Consider the following 17046-nt stretch of genomic DNA (forward strand, 5'->3'; position numbering starts at 1 on the left):
GCGGCCGCACCCCGCGCACGCCCTTCTTCCGTGCGCCCCCGAATGTCCCGGTTGTGTCCCGACACGCCTCGCGCGCCCCTGTTGATCCGTGATCAAGCGGAACCCGTGTAACTAGCATCTGGGCAAGCGGTTTCCCTGGTGACAGGGCGACTTTCGATCAGGCGCCGGAGCGATCCGGAAGATACGGAGGGAAAGACCGATGACCCGTGACCACAGCGAGAACCAGAACACCGTCCGCAAGTCGCTGACCGAGCTCACCGAGTCCGAGCTGGAGATCAAGGGCTTCGACGAAGTCGACACCCCCGAGGCGGACATCGTCAGCCTCGGCAGCGCCAGCTACACCAAGATGCTCGGCAAGATCTACTCCTGACCCAGTGTCCGGGACCGGGATCCCGGGGCGGCTCGGCCGTCCCGGGGCCCCGGCCGGCGAGCCCCGGAGGGCGGCTGATGGTGCGATTCATTCCAGAACTCCCTTACCTGGACCAGGCGGGCCACGTGTACGTGCCTCTGGCCGGCGACAACCGGTCCTGTCTGAAACTGAACCGCCACGCCTCCCAGGTCTGGCGGGCCGCGGTCTCCGCCCCCGTCGACCGCGACGAACTCCCCGAAGCGGACCGGGCCTTCCTCACCCGGCTCGTCGAACGCGGCGCGCTGCGGACGGAGGCCGCACGATGACCGGCCTCCTGGCACGCACACCGGCCATCGCCTTCGTCAACCCCTCCGTCGGCTTCTCGGACCGCCGCAAGGCGAAGCCCATCGGCCTCGCCTACATCATGGCCTACCTGGAAAAACACGGCTACGCGAGCTCCGGGTTCGACTTCGGCGACTCCGAGGACGACGCGGTGGAACTCGCCGAGATCTACGGACTCGACCGCTTCGACGTCGTCGGCTTCTCCGTCTACAACGAGTCCTTCCGCAACGCCGTCGCGATGGCCGATTGGATCAAGAGCCGCCATCCGGGCTGCCTGATCGTCCTCGGCGGCCCGCACGCCACCGCCGTGCACGAGCACATCCTGACCCGCCACCCCAGCGTGGACGTCGTGGTCCGCCGCGAGGGCGAGGAGGCCATGCTCGAACTCGTCCGGGCCCTCGACGACCGCGCGGCCCTCACCCGCGTCAAGGGCACCACCTGGCGCTCGCCCGCCGACACCGCGCCGACCGTCAACCCCGACCGCGCCTTCGTCCCCGACCTGGACCAGATCCCCTTCCCCGACGCCGAGTTCGTCTCCCACTCCGGCTACCCGGACCTGACGTACTACGACGAGGTCCAGGGCCGGCTGAAGGCCGCGCTGACCATCTGCAGCAGCCGCAGCTGCCCGTACAACTGCTCCTTCTGCGGGGTCCTGACCATCGGCCGCAAGTACCGCTCGCGCGAGGCCGACCGGGTCGCCGCCGAACTGCTCCACTTCCGCGAGCGGCACGGCATCCACTACGAGCACGTGTACTTCAGCGACGCGAACTTCTTCGTCTCCCCCTCCCGCGCCCTGGAGGTCGCCGAAGCCCTGTACGAGGCCGACCCGCTGATCTCCTTCAGCTTCGGCACCCGCGTCAACCAGATCCTCAAGGCCGCCGCCGTCCTGCCCAAGCTCAAGGAGCGTGGCCTGCGCTTCATCGAACTGGGCATCGAGAGCGCCTCCGAGCCCGTACTCGAACGCCTCGCCAAACACGTGGCCCCCGACGTGAACGTGGCGGCCGTACGCCTGCTCAAGCGCCTGGGCATCGAGATCTCCCTCGACTTCATCATGCTCGACCCGGCCACCACCCTGACCGACATCCGGGCCAACATGGAGTTCCTGCGCGACTCCGGCTTCTACGACTACCTGCCGCACGACCACCTGTACACCGCGCTGGTGCTCTACGAGGGCACGCCCATCCGCGGCTTCTACGCCGAGCGGCTCGGAGTCGAGTTCGACCCCGACGAACTGCCCAACCCGTACACGATGTTCGAGGTGCCCGAAGTCCAGCGGTTCAGCGACGAACTGCGCGCCTTCCGGCGGCGCTGGCAGGGCCGCATCGACGACACCCTCGCCCGCGCCGAACTCGCCCTGTCCGCCCTGCCCGAGGACACCCCCCGCGCCCTGCACGCTCAGCTCCAGCTGGACGTCGTATCGCTGCGGCACGCCCCCAACCTGCTGATGGAGGCCCTGCTGGCGGACGCCGAGCGGGGCTACCCCGCACTGGGCGCCGGCGGCCTCGAATCGCTCCTGCCGGTGCTCGGGCATGACCGGCTCACCCTGGACGAACTGCTCACGCGCACCGAGACGGTGGCGCGGGACGCCGGCTACGCCGAGCTCCCCGGATCCACCGGACCCCTTGGGAGGGACTGACCGATGACCACCGCCGTCACCCACGGCTCGCAGATCCGCGAACTCGGTCCGCCCGGCCTGCGCGGCATCTGCTTCAGCTGCGACTCGATGACCGGCCTCGACATCGCCGAGGAGACCGCCCGGCGGGTGGGGGAAGCGGCCGCCTGGTACGGGGTCGGCATCCTCGCCCACGACGAGGAACTGGCGCTGCGCTGCGCGGAGTTCGCCCGTAGCCACGGCCTGCACCCGCTGTTCCACCCGCTGGACCTCGACGTCTGCGGCACCGACCCGCTCGACGACCGGGTGCTGAAGGCCATCGGCGCCCGCGCCGACGAGCTCGGCTCCCCGTGGCTCAACGTCGACCTCGCCATGTGGGTGCGCCAGGGCGAGACGCTGCTGGAGTCGCTGGTCCCGATGCCGCTGGTCGACGAGGCCGTGGAGTGGGCCGCCGACCGCATCAAGCACGCCCAGGACGTCATCGGACGGCCCCTGACCATCGAGAACGCGCCCTACCCGTTCGTCGTCGGCAACCAGGACGTCCTGCCGCTGATGACCAGGATCGCGGAGCGCGCCGACTGCCTGATGACCGTCGACGTCGGCCACCTCTACGGACTGCGGATGCAGCGCGGCGTCCCCGCCCGGCTGCCCTCCGACGACGGGGACGTCGCCTGGGAGCGCGTGGTCGAGGCCCATATGAGCGGCACCTTCACCCGCCGCTTCGACGAGGGGGTGCTCGTCGTCGACGACAAGCACGACTGGCCCGTCGCCGACGAGGTGTGGGCGCTCGCCGACGACCTGCTTCCCCGGGCCGTCAACCTGCGCTCGGTGATGGCGGAGGCCGAGGGCATGAACGCCGACGATCTGACCGACAGCGTCCTGCGTTTCGCGCGGAGCGCCGACCGATGGTGGAGCACTCCGTGACCACTGACGCCACCCTGGACGTCATCCGCATCCAGGACACCACCTGGCACATCCTGAACGCGACCGCCGCAGGCCGCCAAAGGCTGCTGGCGGCCCTGCCCGAAGCCGAACGCGAGATCGTCGCCGCCGGCACCACCGGCCCGGGCTTCGACATCGAGCAGGCCCGCCGCCGCAAGACCCTCGCCAACGTGCTGACCGTCAGCTACCCCGTGACCTTCTTCGCGTACTACGCCCGCACCGGCGGCGAAGGCCTGCACAGCCTGCTGGAGGGCGAGCACTGGCGCGGCAGGTCCGCCCAGCCGGGCTCCGCCTTCCCGCCCGCCGCGTCCACCTCCGCCGCGTTCAGCGCCCACCTGCGCACCGGAGGCTGGCCGGACCGGCAGGAGGAATGGGTGCGCGAGGCCTTCCGGTTCGAGGACGGCCTGCTCTTCGGCGCCACCATGCCCGGCGCCGCCCGCACCCGGCTGGTCCCCGGCGCATGGGCGGTCGAAGCCTCCTTCGACGTACCCGAGTACGCCACCGTGCTGCGCGAGCGGGGCGCCACCGACCCCTGGCCCGAGGCGCTGCTGCTGACCAAGCGGCGGCCCGCCCCGATCGCCGTGGTCAGCGTGCCCGCCGACGGCCGGGTCCGGCGCCTGCGCCTGCGCGGCGACGAGGTGGCGGGGCTGCGCTGGCTGTGGGACGACCGGCTGCCGGTGCCCGAGGACGCGGCCGGCTCCGTATCCGTCCGGCGGGCCGTGGCCGCCGGGATCGTGGCTGCCGGGATCGTGGACGGGGGGCGGCTGTGACGGCGGGCGGCGGCGGGGTCCGCCGGATCCGCCGCACCTACCTGCTGGTCTCCGGCCTGGACTGGTTCGCCGACATGGCGCTGACCGTCACCTCCGTGCTGCTCTTGCAGTCCCTCGGCATGAGCGGGCCGGGCGTCTTCGCCGTCATCGCGGCCGTGTGGATCGTCGAGGGACTGTCGGAGATCCCGACGGGCATCGCCGCCGACCTCCTCGGTCGGCGCTCCGCGGTCGCGGTCAGCTTCCTGCTGCGGGCCGTCGGCTACTCGGCGCTCTTCTTCAGCGACAGCATCCCGGTCGCCGTGGCGGGCACCCTGCTGGCCGCGCTCGGCGGCACGTTCAGCTCCGGCGCCCTGGAGGCCTGGGCCGTCGACGAGACCGAGCGCACCGACCCCGGCGGGCTGGACCGCATGTTCACCCAGGGCCGGATCGCGGACAACACCGGCCTGGTCCTGGGCACCCTCACCGGCGCCTGGCTCGGCACCTTCGACCTGGCCCTGCCCCAGCTCGCGGCGGGCCTGGCCTGCCTGGCCGGAACCGCGCTGGCCCTGGCCCGGATGACCGAGGCCCGGCCGTCTCCCGCGGACGGGCGGTTCGCCGCCCGGCTGCGGGAATCCACCACCGACGTCCTGGCCGGCGCCCGGATCACCCTCTCCGGGGACCGCATCCTGCTCGCCCTCATCGTCGGGGCGGCCGTCCTCGGGCTGTGCCGGGGCGTGCCCGGCGTGCAGTGGACCGTCGTGTTCGAGAGCGCCGCGGGCGGCAGCCTGCTGCTGCTCGCGCTGATGCGCTGCGCCGGCTCGCTGCTGGAGATCCCGCTGCTCGGCTGGGTGCTGCGGTTCCAGAAGCGGAACACCGGCGCGCGGCGCACGGTGATCGCCGGCGGGGCGCTCGTGGCGGGCCTGGCGCTGACCGGGGCCGCGCTGCTGCCCGGCGCGCTCGGCCCGGCGGTCGCCTTCGTGGCCTTCACCACCGCCTTCGGGATGTGCATGCCGGGCATCCGGGCGGCGCTCAACGAGCGCATCGGCGGGGAGCACCGGGCCACCGTGCTCTCCGTCGCCGCCCTGTTCACCAACCTCTTCACCGGCGGGGCGCTGGTCCTCATGGGCGTGGTCGTCGGGGATCTCGCGGCCGTCTCCGTGGCCTGGCCGCTGGCCGCCCTGGTGTTCGCCGCGACCGGGCTGGGCATGGCCTTCCTGGCCGGCCGCCCTGCTCCTGCTCCCGCCCCCGTTGCCCCCGCCCCGCAGTCGCGGTCGGCCGTGGACGTGGAAGAGGTGGCGTGAGCACCGCTGTCGACGACCGTGCCGAGCCGCTGCTGGAGGAGCTGCTCGCGGACCTCCAGCTCGAACGGGCCGGACTGCCCGGCTCCGGACCGGCGCCCGCCGCCGGGCGCGCCGGAGGGCTGGCCGCGGAGGCGGCTCGGCTCGGCCTCGGTCCGTACCTCGACGAACTCCTCGGTGCCGGGCCGCCGGTGCCCGGCACCCGCACCCTGCTCGACCTGGAGGCCGACGAGGAGGGCCGCCGCCGCAGCCACACCCGGTGGCGCGCCGAGGCCCGCGACCTGACCGTCCAGGTGTGGGACTGGCTGGCCGACCGCCGCGCCGAAGCCGCCCCGGGCCGGCCCTGGTGGAGCACCCGCAGCGCCTTCCCGCTCCCCGAAGGCTCCCTGCACGCCCTCACCGCGGCCACCGCCGCGCCCGCACCGCTGGCCCCGCTCGCCCGCGACTGGGCTCGTACGGCAGGGATCGCGGACGGCACCGCGGAGCACAACTGGCGCTGGCTGATGCTGGGCAAGGGCCTGCTGCCGCCGGGCACCCCGCTGCCGGGGCTGAACCAGCTGATCACCGGCCTGGTCGAGCGGCTGCGGGACCGCCGCCTGCTGCCGGCCGAGCACCGGGTCAAGGTGCTGCGCCGGCCCAACAGCCCCTCGATGGTGCAGGCCGTGCGCCTGCCCGGCCTCTCGCTGCTGTCCATCCCCACCGCCGTCACCCCGGTGACGGTCCAGTACCTCCAGCACGAGCTCGGCCACCTCGCGGAACACGCCCTCCGCCCGCCCGGCGCACCGCTGGCGCAACGGTGGAGCTTCGACCCGGTCCGCTCGGAGGGGTGGGCGCTGTTGCTGGAGCACCTCGTCCGGTCGCCCGCCGTGCTGCGGGAGCTCGGGACCGGGCCTTCCGCAGCCGAGGCCGTGGCCCGGTTCCTCGCCCAGGAGGAGCGGTTCAGCCGCGGCCTGATGGCCGTGGACGCCGCTCTGGACACCGCCCTGGACGGGGTCACCACCCCCGCCGCCGCCCTCGCCCGGGCCGCCGAACTGGCCGCCCGCACGGGTCTGAGCTGGGCCCCCGAGCTCCTCCTGCTGCGCCAGGTACGCATGCTCCAGTGGCGCGCCTACCTGGCCGGATACGCCTGGCGCGACTCCGCCCTGGCCGCCCTCACCACCCGCTTCGGCCCCGACTGGCCCGCGTCCGCCGAGGCCTGGGCGCTGCTCCGCGCGGCCCTGGCCGGCACCGGTTCGGCCGCGGACTTCCTGCACACCTTGCGCACCCCGCACCACACGGACGCGTCCCGGCCCTGAGCCGGCGCCGGTGCACCCGCCCTGCCTTGCCGTCAGCTCTCGACGAGCCGGACCACCAGCAGGAAGCAGGAGACCAGGAGCAGGACGATGGTGTACACCGCGAGGAGCCTGCGGCGGCCCCGCCGCAGGCTCCGAACCGCGGCGGCGATGCCCAGCGCGGCGGCCAACACCCCGAGGCCCCCGAGCACCACGGCCGTCCAGTACGCCCAGCCGTGCTCCCCGAGGAAGCGCAGCAACGCGAGGGCGGGCGCCAGCAGCACCAGGGCCGCCAGATTGTCCGCGAGGCCGAACTCGTCCGGCCGTCCAGCCGCTTCAGGCTCCGCCGTCCCGGGCTTCACCGTCTCGGGCTTCACCGTCTCGGGCTCCGCCCGCTTCGGCCCCGCCGTGCCCTGCTCCGACATTCCCGCGCCTCCCCGTACCGGCGCGCTCCGTACGCACCGTCTCCCGCGAAGACGCCCTTTCCGGCCGCCGGGTTGCCCGCCCGCGCCGCATCCGCTCCGGGACGGTGCGAACCCGGACTCCTGCGGCGCGTGCCGGTCCGGCCACGCGGCGATGCGCGACACCGCGTTGGGGCTGCCGTTGCCCGCGCGAACTCAGCTGAGGGCGGCGCGTGTTCCGGTGATCCGGAGGAGCCGTTCCATGAAATGGCCGGTGTGGGTGACGCACAGCGAGCGGTGGCGCCGTTCGGCGGTGTCGCGGGCGGCGAGGAGGACGTTGAGGCCGGCGCAGTCGCAGAAGGTGACCTGGCGCAGGTCGACGGTCACGCCGGTCCGGTAGCAGGCGACCGCGGTCAGGACGGCCTCGCGCAGGATCGGGGCGTTGTCGAGGTCGATCTCCCCGCTGACCGTGACGTGCGCCCTCCCGGGCAGTCCGGGGGCCACGCTGACCTCCAGGCCGGCGTGGGCGGCGGTCGTGCCGAGGCGGTCCATGGTCCGTGCCATGCCTGCCTCCCGCTCGTGCTCCGGGCGCTCTCCTCTACCAGCATGGTCGGCAGTAACCCGATATACGTCAATAATCACGTGAAAAACAGGACGTATATACAAAGTTTTGGCATTCTTGGCTTATGGGAGATGAAGCACCCAAAGCGCCATGGACCTTCCTGACCAGCCATGCCCGCGTCCTGCTGGCCCTCTCCCGCGACCCCGGCGCACGCCTGCGGGACGTCGCCGAGATCTGTGTGCTGACCGAGCGGACGGTCCAGTCGATCGTGGCCGACCTGGAGGAGGGCGGATACCTCAACCGGGTGCGCGAGGGGCGCCGCAACCACTACCGGATCATCCCCGGCGCGAAGTTCCGACACCCGGCAGAGGCCGGCCGCGACATCGAAGGCCTGCTCGCGCTCTTCGCCGACACCCCCGCCGACGGCCCGTAGACGTCCCGTCAGTACACGAGCTTGTAGGTCACGTCCTTCGGGACCGGAGCCGGCGCCGTGTCGGTGTAGACGAGGCGGATCAGGGTGAACCGCTGCACCCCGGGCTCCTCCGGCCAGGCCTCCGGGTGGCTCAGGGTCACGGTCACCGGGTAGGGGCGGAAGCGGCCCGCCGCGCAGTAGGGGCGGCAGTCGTTCACCATGTCGGTGCCGGTGGCCGTCGCCGTCTTCGGCCCCCAGGTGTCCCAGCGGAGATCGACGAGGCGGTTGTTCCCGTCCCCGCAGGCCAGCAGGTACTCCTCGGGCCGCGTCTGGGCCTCGGAGAAGCAGTCGACCACGACCGGGTCCAGGGGCGCAGCGCTCAGCGCCGGTGCCGTACCGCCGCCGGGCTGCGCGGACGCCGGGACCACGGAGGCCGGGACCAGCGCGGCCGACAGCGCCGCCAGCGTGCACAACAGGGTGGTCATCCGCACCCTGTACCGGGATGCGCGTGCGGGTCGGCCGGTTGCTGAAACGTTCACGGAAGGACCTTCCTCGCCACGGTCTGGCCGCCGCCGCTGCGGCACTACCCAGCTTCCCCCATGCGCGGGGGCCCTGCACCCGCTGGGCAGCGCGCCGGTCCGCCGCGCTACCCCGCCAGCGCCCGGACCGCCTGCTGTTCCAGGTCCAGGCAGCGGTCCACCCGCTCGGCACACGCGTCGAACAGCGCACGCCGCTCCTCGACGCCGGCCTGCGGGTCCGCGTCGCGGGCGAGCGAGGCCAGCTCCGACCAGTGCCCGGCGGACTCCGCGAAGAGGCCGGCGGCCTCCTGGCGCCCGACCAGGGCGAGGAAGTCGGCGTACAGCGGCCGGGTCGCGCCCGGCGCGGTCCACTCCTCCTCCAGGCAGGAGTACAGCCGCCCGGTCCCGGCCCGGAAGGCCTCGGGGGAGGCGCCGAACCGGCGCTCCCAGCCCGTCTTGGTGGTGCTGTCGCGCAGCTGCGCCGCGAGCTTCTCCATCCCGGTGAACCCGAAGTTCACGTCGAACTTGTTCCCCAGGACCGGCCCGGTGAGGTGCGTGACGGTCGAGGCGACGGCCCCGGCCACGTCCGGCTCCGCCTCCGACGGCCCGGTGGGCACGATCAGCTGGTGGCGGCCCTTGCGGTGCGCGGTCCAGGCGGCGCCGAACTCCTCGCGGTCGATCCGGTACGGGGTCGCGGCGCCGTCCTCGATCAGCAGCTCGTCGCCGTCGTACCCGGCGATGACCACGGTGTACGGGTCGGCGCCGGTCATCTCGGCGTCCGGATCGGCCTCGTGCCAGGGAAGCGAGGAGCGGTCGACCACGCAGAAGGCGGGCTGACCCTCGTCGAGGGCCGCGCGGACCCGGCCCCAGCGGGGCTTCATGGCGCGGGTGGCCTCGTACGGGACGCCCAGGCGGCCGAGCGCGACCTGCACCCAGGGCTCGGGGTGGGCCTGGGCCACGATCGTGGCGATGGGCACCCGGCCCGCGTACTCGAAGACGAAGTACATGAAGCCGATCCCGCCGGCCAGGCCGGCCACCAGCTCCTCGTCGTGGACGCTGCCGAGCGCATGGCGGATCAGGGAGGCCTCGCGGTGGCGTCCGGTGCCGAAGTCTTCGTACACGAGCACAGTCATGCGGTCAGCCTATCCGCGCCAGGTGCGGGAATTCGCCGCCCGGCTGGCGACCGCGGCATACCGGAGCACGTCCGCACGAGCGAACGTACGATGGGCGGGAACCGGCGCGGGCGGCTCGCCCGGCCTGCCGGTCCGGGTCCTTCGTGGGAGACGCATGGCAGAGGTCGCCGACACCGCGCGGACCGTCATCCTGACCGTGGACGACGATCCGGGAGTATCCCGTGCCGTAGCCCGTGACCTGCGGCGCCGCTACGGGGCCGGCTACCGGATCGTGCGCGCCGAGTCCGGCGAGTCCGCGCTGGACGCGCTGCGCGAGCTGAAGCTGCGGGGCGACTTGGTCGCCGTGATCCTGGCCGACTACCGGATGCCCCAGATGAACGGCATCGAGTTCCTCGAACAGGCCCTGACCGTCTACCCGGGCGCGCGGCGGGTGCTGCTGACCGCCTACGCCGACACCGGCGCGGCCATCGACGCGATCAACGTCGTCGACCTCGACCACTACCTGCTCAAGCCCTGGGACCCGCCGGAGGAGAAGCTCTACCCGGTCGTGGACGACCTGCTCACGGCCTGGCGCTCCAGCGACTACCGGCCGGTACCCGCGACCAAGGTCGTCGGACACCGCTGGTCGGCGCGCTCCTCGGACGTGCGGGAGTTCCTGGCCCGCAACCAGGTGCCGTACCGCTGGTACTCCTCCGACGAGCCCGAGGGCCGGCGGCTGCTGGAGGCCGCCGGGACCGACGGGCACCGGCTGCCCGTGGTGATCACCCCGGACTGCACCGTGCTGATCGAGCCCGAGGCCCCCGACCTGGCCGCCCACGTGGGGCTCGCGACGACGCCGGCCGCCGACTTCTACGACCTCGTGGTGATCGGCGGCGGCCCGGCCGGGCTCGGCGCGGCCGTGTACGGGGCCTCCGAGGGGCTGCGTACGGTGCTGGTCGAGCGGTCGGCGACCGGCGGCCAGGCCGGACAGAGCTCGCGCATCGAGAACTACCTCGGCTTCCCCGACGGCGTCTCGGGCGCGCAGCTCACCGACCGCGCCCGCCGCCAGGCCGGCCGGTTCGGCGCCGAGATCCTCACGGCGCGCGAGGTCACGGGCCTGGAGGTCAACGGAGCCGCGCGCGTCGTCCGCTTCTCCGACGGCTCGTCGGTCACCGCGCACAGCGTCATCCTGGCGACCGGGGTGTCGTACCGGCAGCTCCAGGCGCCGGGCTGCGAGGACCTGACCGGCCGAGGGGTGTACTACGGCTCCTCGCTCACCGAGGCGTCCGCCTGCCAGGGGCAGGACGTGTACATCGTGGGAGGCGCCAACTCCGCCGGACAGGCCGCGATGTACCTGGCACGGGGTGCGAAGTCGGTGACGCTGCTGGTCCGCGGGGAGTCCCTGGCGGCGTCGATGTCGTACTACCTGATCCAGCAGATCGAAGAGGCACCGAACATCACGGTGCGCACCCGTACGGTCGTCGAGGCGGCGCAGGGCGAAGGCCACCTCGAGCAGCTGACCCTGCGCGACGTGGACAGCGGCGCGAGCGAACTCGTCGACGCCCAGTGGGTGTTCGTCTTCATCGGAGCCGCCCCGCGGACCGACTGGCTGGCGGGCACGGTGCTGCGCGACGAGCGCGGCTTCATCCTGGCCGGGCCCGACCTCACACCGGACGGCCGGCCGCCGGCCGAGTGGGAGCTGGACCGGCCGCCCTACCACCTGGAGACCAACATCCCCGGCGTGTTCGTGGCGGGCGACGCGCGCGCCGAGTCCGCGAAGCGCGTCGCGTCCGCCGTCGGAGAGGGAGCCATGGCCGTGATGCTCGTCCACCGGTACCTGGAGCAGTCATGAGCGGGCAGGCCATGCCGTGCAGCCCGCAGGAGATCGCCTCGCTGTTCCTGTTCGAGAAGCTCACCCCCGAGCAGCTCGGGCGGCTGTGCGCGGAGGGGCGGGTCGAGCGGTTCGAAACCGGACCGGTGTACGCCGAAGGCGACCCGGCGACCTGCTTCTACGTGATGATCGAGGGCACCGTCGTGCTCTCCCGCCGGGTCGGCGGCGACGACGTCGAGGTGAGCCGGACCTCGCAGCGCGGGGTGTACGCGGGAGCCATGCAGGCCTACCTGGGCGACCGGGTGCCGCAGGCGTACACCAACTCGATGCGGGTGACCGAGCCGACGCGGTTCTTCGTACTGCCCGCGCAGTCCTTCGCGGACGTCATGCGGGACTGGTTCCCGATGGCCGCGCACCTGCTGGAAGGGCTCTTCTTCGGGGCGAAGAACACCCAGCGGGCCATCGGGCAGCGCGAACGCCTGCTGGCGCTCGGGTCGTTGTCCGCGGGACTCACCCACGAGCTCAACAACCCGGCCGCGGCGGCCGTCCGGGCCACCGCGGCGCTGCGCGAACGCGTGGGCAAGATGCGGCACAAGCTGGCCGTCATCGCGCACGGCCCCTACTCCCGCGAGGCGCTCGCCGAGCTCATCGAGATCCAGGAGCGCACCGCCGAACGCGTCGCGAAGGCTCCGGTGCTGAGCCCCCTGGAGGCCTCCGACCGGGAGGACGAGCTCGCGGACTGGCTCGACGACCACGGCATCGCGGAGGGCTGGCGGATCGCGCCGACCTTCGTACAGGCCGGGCTGGACACGGACTGGCTGGAGCACGTCGCGGCGACCGTGGCCGAGGACATCCTGCCCGGGGCGATCGGCTGGCTCAACTACACGGTCGAGACCGAGCTGCTGATGGACGAGATCGACGACTCCACCACCCGCATCTCCCACCTCGTGGACGCCGCCAAGCAGTACTCGCAGCTCGACCGCGCCCCGCACCGGGTCGTCGACGTCCACGAACTCCTCGACAGCACCCTGCTGATGCTCTCCGGCAAGACCGGGCCCGGGATACGGGTGGTCAAGGAGTACGACCGCTCCGTCCCGGATGTGCCGGCCTACCCGGCGGAGCTCAACCAGGTGTGGACCAACCTCATCGACAACGCCGTCTTCGCGATCGGGAGCACCGGCGGCGAGGGAACGCTGACGGTCCGCACGGGACGGGAAGGGGACCGGCTGCTGGTGGAGTTCCGCGACACCGGGCCCGGCATCCCGGCGGACATCCGCAGCCGCATCTTCGACCCCTTCTTCACCACCAAGCCGGTCGGCGAGGGCACGGGGCTCGGCCTGGACATCTCCTGGCGGATCGTCGTCAACAAGCACCACGGCAGCCTCCAGGTCGAGTCCGCGCCGGGCGACACCCGCTTCCAGGTGCTGCTGCCGCTGACCGCCCCGGAGGCCGAGACGGCGCCCGGAACCGGAACCGAGACCGAGACGGAATCCGAGACCTAGACCGAGAGCGACATCGCCGAGGAGCCGGTATGACCGACATCAACGGAATCGACCCGAGCGCCGCGCCCACCGGCCCGGGCTGCGGCGACTGCGACGCGGTGGGCGGCTGGTGGTTCCACCTGCGCCGCTGCGCCCAGTGCGGCCACGTCGGCTGCTGCGACTCGTCCCCCGCCCAGCACGCCACCGCCCACTGGAAGGCCACCGGCCATCCCCTGGTGCAGAGCTTCGAACCGGGCGAGGAGTGGTTCTGGAACTACGACAGCGGCGAGCTCTACGAGTCCGGGCCCGAGCTGACGCCGCCGCGCGACCACCCCGCGGACCAGCCGGCGCCGGGACCGGCCGACCGGGTGCCCCAGGACTGGACGCGGCAGCTGCACCGCTGACCGGCCCGCCGCCCCCGGCAGCCCGCGCGCCTGGCCCGGCACCGCAGCGGCCTACCGGTGCCGGGCCAGGGTGCGGAACAGGACGAGGAGGGCGAAGGCGATGACGGCCAGGTGGAACCAGGCCGGTCCGGGCGCCGGGGACAGGGCCAGGGAGCTGAGCGCGTTGGAGGTCATACCGCGCGCCTGCCCCCGTCCGCCGCAATCACGCGCCCGTACGGGGACAAGGGCGCGGGCCGGCCGCATCGCACGGCCGCGGTGACGTACGGGACGGACGGACCCGGCCGGGTCACAGGCCCGTGGACCTGCCCGAGGTCAGCCGGGACGCCTCGACCTCGGCCCAGACGGCCTTGCCGTTCTCGCCGGTGATCGTGCCCCAGCGGTCCGAGAGGCGGTCCACGATGTACAGGCCGTGCCCGCCCGGCAGGCCCCGCTGGGGGGCCGGGTGCGGGCGGGGCGGCGCCGTGGTGCCGTCGAAGACCTCGATCCGCAGGACCTCGCCGGCCGTCAGCGCGAGTTCGATGCAACCACCCGCGTGCAGCGAGGCGTTGGTCAGCAGCTCGGACACGACGAGCAGGACGTCCTCGGCGGTCGCCTCCCGGTCCCAGCCCCAGTCCTGCAAGGCCTGCCGCGTGAAGTCGCGGCCCTTCGCCACGTGGCCCCGGACGCCGGACAGGGCGAGCCGACGGCGCTGCCCCGCCACGGAAGGTCCGGTGCGCAGTGAATCGCTGGTGTCCGCTCCGATTGTTTCCACTGTGAACTCTCACCCCCACCGTTGGCACTGGTATGTGATCGCGAGGACCGTCGCGGTTCCCGCCCGTCTCCGCACGGCCGGTGTTCCGCACCGTCCGTACCCGTACCCCCCGGTCCCGGGACATCGAGCGTGCCCGACAGTCTAGGGGAGCGTCGCCCTCAGGGCGTTGCCATGTGCAGTCTCAGAGTGAGGCCGCCGTCCGAGGCGCGGGTCTCGACCAGGTCGCACAGCTGGTGGATCATCCACAGCCCGCGGCCGCCGTTGACCGACGTCAGGGAGGGCCGGCGGCGGCCCGCCAGCGGATCGGCCAGGTGTCCGCCGTCGCGGATCTCGGCCACGATCCCGGCGGCGGTGCTCCACAGCCGCAGCGCGCCCCTCCCGCCGCCGTGGGAAAGGGAGTTGGCGGCGGCCTCGCTCAGCGCGAGGATCAGGTCGCCCCGGCGCGCCGCGCTCAGGGCCGTGCCGCGGGCCCAGGCCTCGGCGTGGTCGCGGACCTCGCCCAGCTCCCCGTGGGCGTAGGCGAGCCAGGGCGCGCCGTCCTCGGGTTCGGGCAGCGGGCGGTCGCAGTCGGCGCAGACCGAGGGGGCGTCGGCGTAGTCCGCGCTGGGCAGGTCCGAGCCCTGCTCGATCAGCGTGGGATGGGTACGCCGGGCATCGGACACCACGGCGGCCGGCAGGCCCTCGACGTCGTACGGGCACAGGATGGTGGCCGGCCGGCCCGCGAACGCCGTGTTGATCAGGGCCTCGTGGCGCGTGGCCTCCAGCACCTCGGCCTGCGAGCGGCCGGGCCAGATGGGCTCGCCCACGATGCGGGCGGGCCGATCCGGGTGCCGGTCGGCGAAGTCCTGCAAGGCGGCCAGGATACGGCCGGGATTGCGGCCCAGCCGCGTCATCTCCGTCCAGGTGACCTCGGCCGCGTCCGCGCCGAGGCTCTCGCGCAGGACGTCCAGGCGCGGGCCGGGCACGGCCACGAGCACCGGCTCGTCGGCCGCCAGCGCGGCGCGTACGAAACCTCCCACCCCTGCCAGGTACTCCGCCTGACCCCGGTAGAAGAGCGCGGGGTGGACGAAGGCCCCGGGGCCGGCGGGCGCGGGAAGCTTGATCATGCTGCGACCTCCAGCGCGGCACATTCGTCCGGGAACATCGCCACGATCTTGCGGAGCGAGTACGGCGGGTCGTGGAGCAGCAGGCGGCGCCCCTGTCCGGTCACGGTGGAGGAGGCCTGCAACAGGGCGGCGACCGACGCGGCGTCGAGGAAGGCCACCGCGGACAGGTCGAGATGGACGATCGGGCCGGGGATCCGCGTGACGACGCCGAGCGCCGCGCACAGGATCGGCCGGGTGTCCAGGTCGCAGCTGCCGCTCAGCAGGGCGCCGGGACGGTCGCGCAACGGCTGGGCGGTCAGCGTCGGCGCCGCGCCCGTGCCCGCCCCCGTGGGGGCACACCGCACGACCGCGTCCGCCCACAGCACGCTGTCGTAGAGCGCCTGGACACCGTCGGTCGGGACGGGCCGGTCGGGCCGGCCGGGGGAGGGCATGCCGCTGCCTAAGCCGAGAGCATTCCGGCGCGCAGCCGGGTCAGGGTCCGGGACAGCAGGCGCGAGACCTGCATCTGCGAGATGCCGAGCGCGGCGCCGATCTCCGCCTGGGTCTTCTCCTCGCCGAAGCGCAACTGCAGGATCAGCCGGTCGCGTTCGCTCAGCTGCTCCAGCAGCGGAGCGAGCGTGTGGAACTCCTCGAAGAGTTCCATGGCGGGGTCGAGCTCACCGATCCGGTCCGCCAGCGGCAGCGCCGTCCGGCCCGTCGCGGACTGCTCGTCGCCGTCCCCGCCGTTGGTGTCCAGGGAGCCGCTCGTGTAGCCGTTCGCGGCGACCAGCCCGTCGATGACCTGCTCCTCGGTCAGTTCGAGGTGCTGGGCCACCTCCTTGACCGTCGGGGCCCGGCCCAGGACGTCGGTCAGGGCCTCCTGCGCCTTGGCCAGCTCGGTACGCAGTTCCTGCAGACGGCGCGGGACGTGCACGGCCCAGGTGGTGTCGCGGAAGAAACGCTTGATCTCACCGGTGATGTACGGCAGCGCCAGCGTGGAGAACTCGACCTCGCGTTCGGGATCGAAGCGGTCGATGGCCTTGATCAGGCCGATCGTCCCCACCTGGATGATGTCGTCCATGTCCAGGCTCCCGCCCAGCGCACGGGCGCGGAACCGGCGCGCGGCGAACTGCACGAGGGAGAGGTTCATCTCGATCAGCGTGTTGCGGGCGTACTGGTACTCGTGCGTGCCCTCTTCCAGGGTGCGGAGCCGTTCGAAGAAGATCTTCGACAGCTCGCGCGCGTCGGTGGGCGCCATTTCGCGGGGGTTCTCCACCCGGAGCAGGTCCACGTCCTGCGTCGGGGCTCCAGCGGCGGCGGTGTTCGGAGCGGGCGGCATCTGCGCGTGGCGAGCAGGCATGGGGCTTACGGCGGTGGCCGAGCGAGTCATGTGGCCGTTCCCTCCCGATTGACTGATGGCTGCTCGGGCGCTTGTGCCCGGATCCCGCGGTCCTACACGGTCTTCTTCGTACTTTCTCGTGTGGGTCCGGCCACGGGACCGGGCGTCCTCGCCGGATCCATCAACAGGCATACTCCCTTGCGGAGGACGTAGAGGCGACGAGCCGGGGAGGCGGACATGACCGGAGCACAGGACGCGTACCACCATGGCGTGGTCGGCGAGAGCTACCCGGCCGGGGCCGGATGGGTGGTGGCCGCCCGCGGCGAGCTCGACCAGGACACGCTCGGCCCGCTCGAGGAGGCGCTCGTCTCGGCGGCGGACGGGCACCTGGTGGTGGTGCTGGACGCCGGATCCATCACCTTCGGCGACTCGTCGTTCCTGAACCTGCTGCTGCGGATGCACCAGCTCACCACGCTGCGCATCGCGGCCCCCGGCGAGCAGCTGAGCCGCCTCTTCGCCCTCACCGGCGCCGATACCGTCCTCTCCCTGTACCCGAGCGTCGAAGGCGCCCTCGCCGGGTCGTGACG

At 72.9% G+C, this 17046-nt stretch carries 21 protein-coding genes; 12 read left to right on the forward strand and 9 right to left on the reverse strand.

Going from position 1 to position 17046, the window contains the following annotated elements; genetic code table 11:
* Positions 1 to 199 precede the first annotated feature (199 nt).
* The 7 genes from ACFWP3_RS20575 to ACFWP3_RS20605 all read left to right on the forward strand — a co-directional run bounded on the left by ACFWP3_RS20575 (position 200) and on the right by ACFWP3_RS20605 (position 6587).
* Positions 200 to 370, forward strand: coding sequence for a hypothetical protein (locus tag ACFWP3_RS20575; protein WP_384222953.1), 171 nt, complete (start codon positions 200 to 202; stop codon positions 368 to 370).
* A gap of 77 nt (positions 371 to 447) precedes the next feature.
* On the forward strand, positions 448 to 675 hold the full coding sequence (locus tag ACFWP3_RS20580) for a hypothetical protein (protein WP_384222956.1): 228 nt from the start codon (positions 448 to 450) through the stop codon (positions 673 to 675).
* A complete protein-coding gene (locus tag ACFWP3_RS20585; RefSeq protein WP_384222959.1) occupies positions 672 to 2327 on the forward strand; it encodes a B12-binding domain-containing radical SAM protein in 1656 nt (551 codons plus the stop codon). The genes ACFWP3_RS20580 and ACFWP3_RS20585 overlap by 4 nt, the downstream gene beginning before the upstream one ends.
* Before the next feature lie 3 nt (positions 2328 to 2330).
* A complete protein-coding gene (locus ACFWP3_RS20590; RefSeq protein ID WP_384222961.1) occupies positions 2331 to 3227 on the forward strand; it encodes a DUF692 family multinuclear iron-containing protein in 897 nt (298 codons plus the stop codon).
* Positions 3224 to 4015: a hypothetical protein gene (locus ACFWP3_RS20595; RefSeq protein ID WP_384222964.1), complete on the forward strand. Its 792-nt coding sequence runs from the start codon at positions 3224 to 3226 to the stop codon at positions 4013 to 4015. The genes ACFWP3_RS20590 and ACFWP3_RS20595 overlap by 4 nt, the downstream gene beginning before the upstream one ends.
* Complete coding sequence (locus ACFWP3_RS20600) at positions 4012 to 5295, forward strand: MFS transporter (protein ID WP_384222967.1); 1284 nt, start codon at positions 4012 to 4014, stop codon at positions 5293 to 5295. The genes ACFWP3_RS20595 and ACFWP3_RS20600 overlap by 4 nt, the downstream gene beginning before the upstream one ends.
* Positions 5292 to 6587: a hypothetical protein gene (locus ACFWP3_RS20605; RefSeq protein WP_384222969.1), complete on the forward strand. Its 1296-nt coding sequence runs from the start codon at positions 5292 to 5294 to the stop codon at positions 6585 to 6587. Before ACFWP3_RS20600 ends, ACFWP3_RS20605 begins: the two co-directional genes overlap by 4 nt.
* A 32-nt stretch (positions 6588 to 6619) precedes the next feature.
* Here the strand turns inward: ACFWP3_RS20605 and ACFWP3_RS20610 are convergent, their stop codons facing one another.
* Both ACFWP3_RS20610 and ACFWP3_RS20615 read right to left on the reverse strand, forming a co-directional pair.
* Positions 6620 to 6988: a hypothetical protein gene (locus tag ACFWP3_RS20610; protein ID WP_384222971.1), complete on the reverse strand. Its 369-nt coding sequence runs from the start codon at positions 6986 to 6988 to the stop codon at positions 6620 to 6622.
* A gap of 192 nt (positions 6989 to 7180) precedes the next feature.
* On the reverse strand, positions 7181 to 7528 hold the full coding sequence (locus tag ACFWP3_RS20615) for an STAS domain-containing protein (protein ID WP_384222974.1): 348 nt from the start codon (positions 7526 to 7528) through the stop codon (positions 7181 to 7183).
* Between the two features lie 122 nt (positions 7529 to 7650).
* On the opposite strand from ACFWP3_RS20615, the gene ACFWP3_RS20620 reads away from it, so the two are divergent.
* Positions 7651 to 7959: a helix-turn-helix transcriptional regulator gene (locus ACFWP3_RS20620; RefSeq protein ID WP_384222976.1), complete on the forward strand. Its 309-nt coding sequence runs from the start codon at positions 7651 to 7653 to the stop codon at positions 7957 to 7959.
* Positions 7960 to 7967: 8 nt separating this feature from the next.
* Here the strand turns inward: ACFWP3_RS20620 and ACFWP3_RS20625 are convergent, their stop codons facing one another.
* A complete protein-coding gene (locus ACFWP3_RS20625; RefSeq protein ID WP_384222979.1) occupies positions 7968 to 8423 on the reverse strand; it encodes a hypothetical protein in 456 nt (151 codons plus the stop codon).
* A gap of 161 nt (positions 8424 to 8584) precedes the next feature.
* Complete coding sequence (locus tag ACFWP3_RS20630; protein ID WP_384222981.1) at positions 8585 to 9589, reverse strand: BtrH N-terminal domain-containing protein; 1005 nt, start codon at positions 9587 to 9589, stop codon at positions 8585 to 8587.
* A 154-nt stretch (positions 9590 to 9743) separates the two neighbouring features.
* Between ACFWP3_RS20630 and ACFWP3_RS20635 the strand changes: the two genes are divergently transcribed.
* From ACFWP3_RS20635 to ACFWP3_RS20645, 3 genes are read left to right on the forward strand one after another with little or no spacing between them, the layout of a single operon-like run.
* Positions 9744 to 11420, forward strand: coding sequence for an FAD-dependent oxidoreductase (locus ACFWP3_RS20635; protein WP_384222983.1), 1677 nt, complete (start codon positions 9744 to 9746; stop codon positions 11418 to 11420).
* Entirely contained in the window at positions 11417 to 12901 is a 1485-nt protein-coding gene (locus tag ACFWP3_RS20640; RefSeq protein ID WP_384222985.1) for an ATP-binding protein, read from the forward strand. The genes ACFWP3_RS20635 and ACFWP3_RS20640 overlap by 4 nt, the downstream gene beginning before the upstream one ends.
* 29 nt (positions 12902 to 12930) lie before the next feature.
* Positions 12931 to 13284: a UBP-type zinc finger domain-containing protein gene (locus tag ACFWP3_RS20645; RefSeq protein WP_384222987.1), complete on the forward strand. Its 354-nt coding sequence runs from the start codon at positions 12931 to 12933 to the stop codon at positions 13282 to 13284.
* 51 nt (positions 13285 to 13335) lie between these two features.
* Here ACFWP3_RS20645 and ACFWP3_RS20650 read toward each other — a convergent pair whose 3' ends face one another.
* From ACFWP3_RS20650 to ACFWP3_RS20670, 5 genes are all read right to left on the reverse strand, one after another.
* On the reverse strand, positions 13336 to 13458 hold the full coding sequence (locus ACFWP3_RS20650; RefSeq protein ID WP_384222990.1) for a hypothetical protein: 123 nt from the start codon (positions 13456 to 13458) through the stop codon (positions 13336 to 13338).
* Between the two features lie 112 nt (positions 13459 to 13570).
* The gene (locus tag ACFWP3_RS20655) at positions 13571 to 14035 is read right to left on the reverse strand and encodes an ATP-binding protein (protein WP_384222993.1); all 465 of its coding nucleotides are present in this window, start codon (positions 14033 to 14035) and stop codon (positions 13571 to 13573) included.
* A gap of 158 nt (positions 14036 to 14193) precedes the next feature.
* A complete protein-coding gene (locus tag ACFWP3_RS20660) occupies positions 14194 to 15141 on the reverse strand; it encodes an anti-sigma factor RsbA family regulatory protein (protein WP_384222995.1) in 948 nt (315 codons plus the stop codon).
* Positions 15138 to 15572 carry an STAS domain-containing protein gene (locus ACFWP3_RS20665; RefSeq protein ID WP_384222998.1) on the reverse strand — a complete coding sequence of 145 codons (435 nt, stop codon included), beginning with the start codon at positions 15570 to 15572 and terminating at the stop codon, positions 15138 to 15140. The genes ACFWP3_RS20660 and ACFWP3_RS20665 overlap by 4 nt, the downstream gene beginning before the upstream one ends.
* Positions 15573 to 15580: 8 nt before the next feature.
* Positions 15581 to 16480, reverse strand: coding sequence for a SigB/SigF/SigG family RNA polymerase sigma factor (locus ACFWP3_RS20670; protein WP_384223000.1), 900 nt, complete (start codon positions 16478 to 16480; stop codon positions 15581 to 15583).
* A gap of 216 nt (positions 16481 to 16696) precedes the next feature.
* Here ACFWP3_RS20670 and ACFWP3_RS20675 point away from each other — a divergent pair, with 216 nt between their 5' ends.
* Positions 16697 to 17044: an STAS domain-containing protein gene (locus ACFWP3_RS20675; protein ID WP_384223003.1), complete on the forward strand. Its 348-nt coding sequence runs from the start codon at positions 16697 to 16699 to the stop codon at positions 17042 to 17044.
* The last annotated feature ends 2 nt before the right edge of the window (positions 17045 to 17046 follow it).

It is taken from the genome of Streptomyces sp. NPDC058525 (assembly GCF_042719495.1).
In the GTDB taxonomy this organism is placed as follows: domain Bacteria; phylum Actinomycetota; class Actinomycetes; order Streptomycetales; family Streptomycetaceae; genus Streptomyces.

Excerpts from the sequence above, each read along its gene's own strand:
- ACFWP3_RS20575 (WP_384222953.1), top strand. The coding sequence starts at position 200 with ATGACCCGTGACCACAGCGAGAACCAGAACACCGTCCGCAAGTCGCTG.
- ACFWP3_RS20580 (WP_384222956.1), top strand. The coding sequence starts at position 448 with ATGGTGCGATTCATTCCAGAACTCCCTTACCTGGACCAGGCGGGCCAC.
- ACFWP3_RS20585 (WP_384222959.1), top strand. The coding sequence starts at position 672 with ATGACCGGCCTCCTGGCACGCACACCGGCCATCGCCTTCGTCAACCCC.
- ACFWP3_RS20590 (WP_384222961.1), top strand. The coding sequence starts at position 2,331 with ATGACCACCGCCGTCACCCACGGCTCGCAGATCCGCGAACTCGGTCCG.
- ACFWP3_RS20610 (WP_384222971.1), bottom strand. The coding sequence starts at position 6,988 with ATGTCGGAGCAGGGCACGGCGGGGCCGAAGCGGGCGGAGCCCGAGACG.
- ACFWP3_RS20615 (WP_384222974.1), bottom strand. The coding sequence starts at position 7,528 with ATGGCACGGACCATGGACCGCCTCGGCACGACCGCCGCCCACGCCGGC.
- ACFWP3_RS20620 (WP_384222976.1), top strand. The coding sequence starts at position 7,651 with ATGGGAGATGAAGCACCCAAAGCGCCATGGACCTTCCTGACCAGCCAT.
- ACFWP3_RS20625 (WP_384222979.1), bottom strand. The coding sequence starts at position 8,423 with ATGACCACCCTGTTGTGCACGCTGGCGGCGCTGTCGGCCGCGCTGGTC.
- ACFWP3_RS20630 (WP_384222981.1), bottom strand. The coding sequence starts at position 9,589 with ATGACTGTGCTCGTGTACGAAGACTTCGGCACCGGACGCCACCGCGAG.
- ACFWP3_RS20635 (WP_384222983.1), top strand. The coding sequence starts at position 9,744 with ATGGCAGAGGTCGCCGACACCGCGCGGACCGTCATCCTGACCGTGGAC.
- ACFWP3_RS20640 (WP_384222985.1), top strand. The coding sequence starts at position 11,417 with ATGAGCGGGCAGGCCATGCCGTGCAGCCCGCAGGAGATCGCCTCGCTG.
- ACFWP3_RS20645 (WP_384222987.1), top strand. The coding sequence starts at position 12,931 with ATGACCGACATCAACGGAATCGACCCGAGCGCCGCGCCCACCGGCCCG.
- ACFWP3_RS20650 (WP_384222990.1), bottom strand. The coding sequence starts at position 13,458 with ATGACCTCCAACGCGCTCAGCTCCCTGGCCCTGTCCCCGGCGCCCGGA.
- ACFWP3_RS20660 (WP_384222995.1), bottom strand. The coding sequence starts at position 15,141 with ATGATCAAGCTTCCCGCGCCCGCCGGCCCCGGGGCCTTCGTCCACCCC.
- ACFWP3_RS20665 (WP_384222998.1), bottom strand. The coding sequence starts at position 15,572 with ATGCCCTCCCCCGGCCGGCCCGACCGGCCCGTCCCGACCGACGGTGTC.
- ACFWP3_RS20670 (WP_384223000.1), bottom strand. The coding sequence starts at position 16,480 with ATGCCTGCTCGCCACGCGCAGATGCCGCCCGCTCCGAACACCGCCGCC.
- ACFWP3_RS20675 (WP_384223003.1), top strand. The coding sequence starts at position 16,697 with ATGACCGGAGCACAGGACGCGTACCACCATGGCGTGGTCGGCGAGAGC.